Source organism: Streptomyces sp. NPDC005266 (genome assembly GCF_040607655.1).
Classification (GTDB): Bacteria; Actinomycetota; Actinomycetes; order Streptomycetales; family Streptomycetaceae; genus Streptomyces.
This window is the reverse complement of record NZ_JBEXHC010000001.1, coordinates 435,438-443,131: the sequence shown is the minus strand read 5'-3', so window position 1 is coordinate 443,131 and position 7,694 is coordinate 435,438. Positions and strand designations below refer to the sequence as shown.

At 72.3% G+C, this 7,694-nt stretch carries 8 protein-coding genes and 1 pseudogene; 5 read left to right on the top strand and 4 right to left on the bottom strand.

Translation table 11 applies throughout. The features are described 5' to 3' along the window. Nucleotides 1-707 precede the first annotated feature (707 nt). Nucleotides 708-899, bottom strand: a pseudogene (locus tag ABZU99_RS02005) (ATP-binding protein); the annotation flags it as partial. A 214-nt stretch (nt 900-1,113) separates the two neighbouring features. Continuing rightward, nucleotides 1,114-2,031: a hypothetical protein gene (locus tag ABZU99_RS02000; protein ID WP_355943310.1), complete on the bottom strand. Its 918-nt coding sequence runs from the start codon at nt 2,029-2,031 to the stop codon at nt 1,114-1,116. Between the two features lie 166 nt (nt 2,032-2,197). Between ABZU99_RS02000 and dapE the strand changes: the two genes are divergently transcribed. Next, the gene (gene dapE / locus ABZU99_RS01995) at nt 2,198-3,268 is read left to right on the top strand and encodes a succinyl-diaminopimelate desuccinylase (protein WP_355943308.1); all 1,071 of its coding nucleotides are present in this window, start codon (nt 2,198-2,200) and stop codon (nt 3,266-3,268) included. A 140-nt stretch (nt 3,269-3,408) separates the two neighbouring features. Then, nucleotides 3,409-4,158: a TIGR00730 family Rossman fold protein gene (locus ABZU99_RS01990; RefSeq protein WP_355943306.1), complete on the top strand. Its 750-nt coding sequence runs from the start codon at nt 3,409-3,411 to the stop codon at nt 4,156-4,158. A 32-nt stretch (nt 4,159-4,190) separates the two neighbouring features. On the opposite strand, the gene folP is transcribed toward ABZU99_RS01990, so the two are convergent. Then, a complete protein-coding gene (gene folP, locus ABZU99_RS01985) occupies nt 4,191-5,051 on the bottom strand; it encodes a dihydropteroate synthase (RefSeq protein WP_355943304.1) in 861 nt (286 codons plus the stop codon). A gap of 131 nt (nt 5,052-5,182) precedes the next feature. Between folP and ABZU99_RS01980 the strand changes: the two genes are divergently transcribed. Continuing rightward, the gene (locus tag ABZU99_RS01980) at nt 5,183-5,581 is read left to right on the top strand and encodes a DivIVA domain-containing protein (RefSeq protein ID WP_356050355.1); all 399 of its coding nucleotides are present in this window, start codon (nt 5,183-5,185) and stop codon (nt 5,579-5,581) included. Next, entirely contained in the window at nt 5,578-6,165 is a 588-nt protein-coding gene (locus ABZU99_RS01975) for a DNA-3-methyladenine glycosylase I (RefSeq protein ID WP_355943302.1), read from the top strand. Before ABZU99_RS01980 ends, ABZU99_RS01975 begins: the two co-directional genes overlap by 4 nt. Nucleotides 6,166-6,236: 71 nt before the next feature. Here ABZU99_RS01975 and ABZU99_RS01970 read toward each other — a convergent pair whose 3' ends face one another. Further along, nucleotides 6,237-7,040, bottom strand: coding sequence for an enoyl-CoA hydratase-related protein (locus ABZU99_RS01970; RefSeq protein WP_355943300.1), 804 nt, complete (start codon nt 7,038-7,040; stop codon nt 6,237-6,239). 352 nt (nt 7,041-7,392) lie between these two features. Here ABZU99_RS01970 and ABZU99_RS01965 point away from each other — a divergent pair, with 352 nt between their 5' ends. Beyond that, the gene (locus ABZU99_RS01965) at nt 7,393-7,560 is read left to right on the top strand and encodes a DUF3117 domain-containing protein (RefSeq protein ID WP_003966491.1); all 168 of its coding nucleotides are present in this window, start codon (nt 7,393-7,395) and stop codon (nt 7,558-7,560) included. The last annotated feature ends 134 nt before the right edge of the window (nt 7,561-7,694 follow it).

The window sequence follows — 7,694 nt, the reverse complement described above, 5'->3', positions numbered from 1 at the left end:
CGGGCTGAGGCCCCGCCCCATCCGGCCTGCGAAGCGGCCGGGGAGCGTCTCCGGCTGGCGGGCTGAGGCCCCGCCCCATCCGGCCTGCGAAGCGGCCGGGGAGCGTCTCCGGCTGGCGGGCTGAGGCCCCGCCCCATCCGGCCTGCGAAGCGGCCTGGGAGCGTCTCCGGCTGGCGGGCTGAGGCCCCGCCCCATCCGGCCTGCGAAGCGGCCGGGGAGCGTCGGCTCCCCGGCCGCTTCGGCGCATCCTTCTGGCCCGTCCGGTGCGATCAGCCGATCAGCGGGAGGCCCTTGAGCGGGAGGCCCTTGACCGGCAGCGAGTCGCCCTGCGGGGCGCTGGGCGCGGCCTGTTCGGGAGCGGCCTTGGCCGGGGCGGCCTTCTTGGCGGCCGGGGCGGCCTTGCCCTTGGCGTGAGCGCCGCCCTTGCCCTTGGCGTGGGCGGGCTTGCCCTTGGCGTGGGCGGGCTTGCCCTTGGCGTGGAGGCCCTTGCCCTGACCGGCCTTGGTGTGGGCGCCCTTCGCGACGCCCTCCTTGGCGTGGGCGGGCTTCGCCGCGGTGCTCTTGGCCGCCTTCGCGGGGTTGGCCGGCTTGGCAGCGGGCTTGGCAGCCTTGGCCGGGGTGGTCTGCGCCGGGGCGGCCCCGCCCGGGAGGACCTCCTTGACGGTCCGGCCGGCCTTGCCGCTGAGGTCACCCGCCGTGCTCCCGACCTGCTGCGAGGCGACGTCGGCGACCTCACCGACGGTGGCGGTGTCCAGTGCGCTCAGCCCGCCCAGCTTGGGGCTCTGCGGCACGGCCTGATCCGCCGCACTCGCGGCGTCGGCGGCCCCGACCACGGGAGCCGCACTCGCCGCGACCAGCAGCGCGGTTCGGGCGATCCGACGCGTGAGAGGGAGGGACATGATGCTCCTTTGAGGGAGGGACAGTTGGCATGGGGTGTCCAGCGATCGGACGCTGTGAATACCGCGTGAGTCGCGCGAAGGTTGCGGTACGCCAAGGTAAAGAATTGGCAATGCGTCGCATTATCCGTTTCTGCGCGTATTACCTGCTGAGCCCGTTCCGATGAAAGCTTTAATACCCCGCGTCAACCGCCCTGAACTGCGGTGATGGACCGTGCTATCGGGCGAGGGTGATGCGGACTTCCGCCCCGGAAGTCTCCTTGTCCGACCGCCAGCCGCCACCGGAATTCCCCGCGGTCCATTCACGCTTGCCGTAAGAGACGCGTTCGATGCGCAACTCGTCCGAGTGAGCCACCGCCCAGTGGGCCAATTCCCAGCCCCGCTCGGCCGCACCGCCCCGGGCCGTCGCCGGCCGCACCGGGACGAGCACCGCGTGGGGGGAGGCGGCGTGCTTTCCACCGCCGTGCCCGGCCGAGTCCAGCCGCGACTGCGCGTCGGCGCCGAACTCGCGCTTCAGCGCCGTCCGCACCCGTGCCGGGTCCCCCGCACGGCCGTCGTCCGGCGGCCCCGGGCAGCTGAAGGCGCCCGCCGTACGCCCGGTGAGGGCACCGGTCAGCACCACCGCTTCCGTCTCGTGCTTCGCGTACGCCTGCGGGAAACCGCTGCGCTGAACCCGCTGCGCGGCCACGGTCAGCGGCAGCCGCGAATAGCCGGGCACCTCCACCAGATGGTCGTAGAACTTCCCGGCGGCGTAGACCGGATCCCGGATCTGCCGCACGCTGCCCCAGCCCTGGGAGGGGCGTTGCTGGAAGAGGCCCTGCGAGTCCCGGTCGCCGTGGCGGATGTTGCGCAGCCCCGACTCCTGCAGCGCGGTGGCGAGCGCGATGGTCACCGCCCGCTCCGGCAGCCCGCGGGAGGCGGCCACGGCCTCGATCGTGGCCGCGTTGACCGCTTGTTCGGGGTCGAGCAGCACATCCTCGCCGGCCGCCCGTACGACACAGCGCGGCGGTCCCCCGCCACCGGTCAGCAGATGCGCCGCCACGTATCCGGCCAGTCCGAGCAGAACGGCACAGGCGACCGCGGCGCGGAGCAGACGGGCACGGCTGGAGAAGACGGACACGGGCACGCGGCACACGTTACTGGAGGGCCCCGCGGCCGGGTGGGGCAAGGGGCCCGGGGTGGGGAACGCCACGTACGAGAGAGCCGGCGGCAAGGGGCCGCCGGGGGGAACGCCACGTACGAGAGAGCCGGCGGCAAGGGGCCGCCGGGCGGGGCCGGGGCAGGGAGCTAGGGTCGCGGGTATGGAACACCCCGCACTCGACCTGTCCCTGGACGCGGCCCGGCTCACCGCCCGGCTCGTCGACTTCCCCTCGGTCAGCGGTGACGAGAAGGCGCTCGCCGACGCCGTCGAGCAGGCCCTGCGCGCCCTGCCGCACCTGACCGTCGACCGGGACGGGGACGCCGTCGTCGCCCGGACGAACCTGGGGCGCGCGGAGCGGATCGTGCTGGCCGGCCACCTCGACACCGTGCCGATCGCCGACAACGTGCCCTCCCGGCTCGACGATGACGGCGTGCTGTGGGGCTGCGGCACCTCCGACATGAAGTCCGGCGTCGCCGTACAGCTGCGGATCGCCGCGACCGTGCCCGAGCCCAACCGCGACCTCACCTTCGTCTTCTACGACCACGAGGAGGTCGCCGCCGAGCTCAACGGGCTGGGGCGGCTGGCCAGGAACCAGCCCGAGTGGCTGGCCGGCGACTTCGCCATCCTGCTGGAGGGGACCGAGGGCAAGGTCGAGGGCGGCTGCCAGGGCACGCTGCGGGTACGGGTGACCACGCAGGGGCGGCGCGCGCACTCCGCGCGCAGCTGGCTCGGTGACAACGCCATCCACCAGGCGGCGCCGATCCTCGACCGGCTGGCGGCCTACGAGCCGCGGCGCGTGGACATCGACGGGCTCATCTACCGCGAGGGGCTCAACGCGGTGGGGATCGAGGGCGGCCACGCGACCAACGTCATCCCGGACTTCTGCGCGGTGACGGTGAACTACCGCTTCGCCCCCGACCGTTCCGAGGAGGAGGCGCTCGCCCACGTCCGCGAGGTCTTCGACGGCTTCGCGATCGAGCTCACCGACAGCGCGCCCGGCGCCCTGCCCGGCCTCGGCCACCCCTCGGCCGCCACCTTCGTGGACACGCTCGGGGTGGAGGTGGCCCCCAAGTACGGCTGGACCGATGTCGCCCGCTTCTCGGCGCTCGGCATGCCTGCCGTCAATTACGGACCGGGCGACCCGAAGCTCGCCCACACCCGCGAGGAGCATGTGCGGACCGCCGCCATCCTGGTGGCCGAGGAGCGACTGCGCACCTGGCTGACGCGCTAGCGCCACCGGCGGGCGCGTAAGGGCTGTGATCAGCGGTTCGGCGGGTGAGCGTCGCCCGGGTTTCGGTTCTTCGCCCTCTCGGGGGCCTACCCTGACCACAGATCTTTGACAGGTCTTGGTCTTGGCGAAGGGAGCACACAGTGGGCAACGCCGAGGAAGAGCGAGCGCTGCACGAGCAGCGTCTGGGCCCGGTCGTGCGCCGTCGTCACCAGATGCGACCCGGTACGACCGATCAGCGGTTGCTGGACACCCAGGGAGTCACGCACTGGGTGCACGAGGACCCGTTCCGCGTCATGCGCATCCAGGCCGAATTCGTCGAGGGCTTCGGCACTCTGGCGGAACTCGGCAGGGCGATCAGTGTGTTCGGCTCCGCCCGTACGCCCGAGGGGTCCCCGGAGTACGAGGCCGGGGTCCGCATCGGGCGGGCGCTGGCCGAGGCGGGGTTCGGCGTGATCACGGGCGGTGGCCCCGGCGCGATGGAGGCCGCCAACCGTGGCGCGAGCGAGGCGGGCGGCGTCTCCGTGGGCCTGGGCATCGAGCTGCCCTATGAGCAGGGCCTGAATCCCTATGTCGACATCGGGGTCAACTTCCGCTACTTCTTCGTCCGCAAGACGATGTTCGTGAAGTACGCCCAGGGCTTTGTGGTGCTGCCCGGCGGGTTCGGCACCCTCGACGAGTGCTTCGAGGCGCTGACCCTCCTCCAGACCAAGAAGGTGACCCGCTTCCCGGTCGTCCTCTTCGGCAGCGACTACTGGGGCGGCCTGGTCGACTGGCTGGAGCACACCCTCATCGCCCGGGGCAATGCGTCCCCGCACGATCTGCACCTGTTCCACCTCACCGACGACGTCGACGAGGTGATCGACCTGGTGACCAAGGAGTCCGGCGCCTGACGCGGTCCCCCTCCGGGCGCCGTACGGGCAGGTCAGGCCAGTCCCCGGCGGGCGACCGCCGGGGGCCGGTGGCCCGCGATCGACGACACCATGTCCAGCACCTGACGGGTCTCGGCCACCTCGTGCACCCGGTAGACCTGAGCCCCGAGCCAGGCGGACACGGCGGTCGTCGCGAGCGTGCCCAGGAGTCGCTCCCGGACCGGCCGGTCCAGGCTCTCGCCCACGAAGTCCTTGTTGGACAGCGAGACGAGCACGGGCCAGCCGGTCTCCGTCAGCTCGCCCAGCCGCCGGGTCGCCTCCAGCGAGTGGCGGGTGTTCTTGCCGAAGTCATGGCCCGGGTCGATCATGATCCCGTCGCGCCGGACCCCCAGTTCCACGGCGCGCTCCGCCAGCTCCAGCGTGACCCGCAGGATGTCCGCCACCACGTCGTCGTAGGTGACCCGGTGCGGCCGGGTGCGCGGCCGCGCACCGCCGGCGTGGGTGCACACCAGCCCGGCGCCGTACCGGGCGGCGACCTCCGCCAGCTTCGGGTCGACCCCGCCCCATGCGTCGTTGAGCACATCCGCGCCCGCCGCGCAGACCGCCTCGCCCACCTCGTGCCGCCAGGTGTCGACGCTGATCACCACGTCCGGATGGCGTCTGCGCACCTCCGCCACGAAGCCGACCGTGCGCCGCGCCTCCTCCGCCGCGCTCACCTCGTCCCCCGGACCGGCCTTGACCCCGCCGATGTCGATGATGGCCGCGCCGTCCGCCACCGCCTGCCCGACACGGGCCAGCGCGGGCTCGTCACGGAAGGTCGCGCCCGGGTCGTAGAAGGAATCCGGCGTCCGGTTCACGATCGCCATGATCACCCGCTCGTTCTCGCCGAACTCGCGTCGTCCCAGCCGCAGCATCCGTAATTTCCTCACGTCTTCTTCCAGGGGGCGGGCAGCGACGATAACTGTCACAGGGGCATGGCACGATCGAGGCAGACAGAGACCGAGGCCGACGGACACAGACCCAACCATGCACCCACGGGGAGACGATCATCGTGTTCTTGTTCTTGCTGATCGCGCTGGTCGTAGTGGTCGGCGGGGTCACGCTCGCCGTCGTCGGGGGCGGTGACAGCGGTCCGCTGGGCGAGGCACCCCCGGACCGGCTGGACGATCCGCTGCCTCTGGACCGCCCGGTGGGCCGTCCCGATGTGGAGGCGCTGCGGCTGCCGATGACGCTGCGCGGCTACCGGATGGCGGACGTGGACGATGTGCTCGGGCGGCTCGGCGCCGAGCTCGCCGAGCGCGACGCCCGGATCGCCGAGCTGGAGGTGGCCCTCGCCGGTGCCCGGGCGCCGGGCCAGGCGGGACCGCGCCCCCTGCGGAGCCCCGAAGCCGCCGGCGACTTCGAGGGGACCGAGTACCGGGACGAGTTCGGGAGCGGGGCATGAGTGGGCAGGGCACGGTCCCGGGGCCGGACGGACTGGCGCGCTGCCCCTGGGGTCTTGAGACCGAGGCCATGGCGGACTACCGCGAATACCACGACACGGAGTGGGGCCGCCCGGTCCACGGCGATGATGCCCTCTATGAGCGGATCTGTCTGGAGGCGTTCCAGTCCGGGCTGTCCTGGCTGACGATCCTGCGTCGCCGGGAGAGCTTCCGGGCCGCCTTCGCCGACTTCACGATCAAGAAGGTCGCGGAGTTCACCGAGGACGATGAGCAGCGGCTGCTCGCCGACCCCGGCATCATCCGCAACCGTGCCAAGATCGCGGCCACGATCGCCAACGCACGGGCCGCGGCGGAGCTGGCGCCGGGCGAGCTGGACCGGCTCATCTGGTCCCACGCCCCGGCGCCCGACGGCCGCCCGGCCCCCCGTACCTCCGCCGATGTCCCCGCGATCACCCCGGAGTCGACGGCCCTCAGCCGCGCACTCAAGAAGCACGGCTTCCGCTTCACCGGACCCACCACGGCCTACGCCCTGATGCAGGCCTGCGGCCTGGTCAACGACCACCTGGCCGAGTGCCACTTCCGCTGATTTTTTTGGGCTCGGTTCTCCCCCGGCTACCGCTGGGAGGTGCCCCCGGCCGAGGGGGCGCCCCACAGCGGTCAGCGGCCGGTGAAGTGCGGCCGTTCCTTCTTCACGAAGGCCTCGACCGCGATCGCGTGGTCGTCCGACGCTCCCGCGCGGCGCTGGAGTTCGTCCTCCTTGGCCAGGGACTCGGTGAGGCTGTGGCCGGCCGCGAAGGCGAGGGATTCCTTGAGCGCCGCGTAGGCCGCCGTGGGCCCCTCGGCCAGGCCCCGGGCGACCGCCGCGGCCTCCGTGGCGAGGTCCGCGGCGGGGACGACGCGGTGGGCGATGCCCAGGTCGAGCGCGTCCTGGGCGCTGACGTTACGGGGGAAGAGCAGCAGATCGGCGGCGCGGCCGTGGCCGATCAGGCGCTGGAGGGTCCAGGAGACGCCGGAGTCGGCGGTCAGGGCGACCCCGGCGAACGAGGTGTTGAAGGATGCGGTGTCGGCGATGATCCGGTAGTCGGCGGCGAAGGCGAAACCGGCCCCGGCGCCCGCCGCGACCCCGTTGACCGCGGCGACCACCGGCTTCGGCATCCCCGTGATCGCGGTGACGATCGGGTTGTAGTGCAGCGCGACCGTGCTCATGGTGGAGCCCTCGCCGGTGCCCGCACGGTCCGCCGCCAGCAGCCCGATGTGCTCCTTGAGGTCCTGGCCGACGCAGAAGGCCCGGCCGGAGCCGGTGAGCAGGACGGCCCGTACCTGCGGATCCTCGGCCGCCTGGAGCAGCGCGTCCCGGAGCGCCACCTTGGTGTCGATGTTCAGCGCGTTCATGGCGTCGGGACGGTTGAGGGTGATCGTCGCGAGTCCGCGGTCAAGCTCGTAGAGCACGGTGTCGGCCATGGCGGTCCTCCGGAGGTGAGGCTGGGTCGCTGCTCGGGCGGTGCCGCACCGGCGGGCCCGGGTCACCGGCCCCGCCACGGCGGTCAGCGCACAGCATGCCGGAGATCATGACCGGCCGATATGTGACCTGCGTCAAAGAACCGACCCTTCGGTCGGTGGCGGCGGCCGTACGCAATCGCGGCCCCGTCCCCGAATTGAGTGGATTTGGGGGCGCGCCGTGCGCAGGGGTTGCCGACCGATGTTGGTCATCGGGTCGTGCCATGCGGGATAATGACGGAGAAGCAACGTGTTCGATGCCGGTGACACCTGGGTTGTCGGCTGCGATGAGCTGGTTTCAGGAAGGGGAACGAGCATGGCGGCCATGAAGCCGCGGACGGGCGACGGCCCGCTCGAGGTGACCAAGGAGGGGCGGGGCATCGTCATGCGCGTTCCGCTCGAAGGCGGCGGTCGGCTCGTCGTCGAGCTGACACCGGACGAGGCCGATGCGCTCGGCGACGCCCTGAAGAAGGTTGTCGGCTGAGGCGCGGCCCCACCATCACCCGAGTGCTGCCCCGGTGTCCGGTACGAGGTACCGGCCGCCGGGGCAGTGCTGTTCGGGGGTACGGACACCGGGGGTCGCGGCGTACGGACCGGGGCGTATGGACCGGGGGCGGC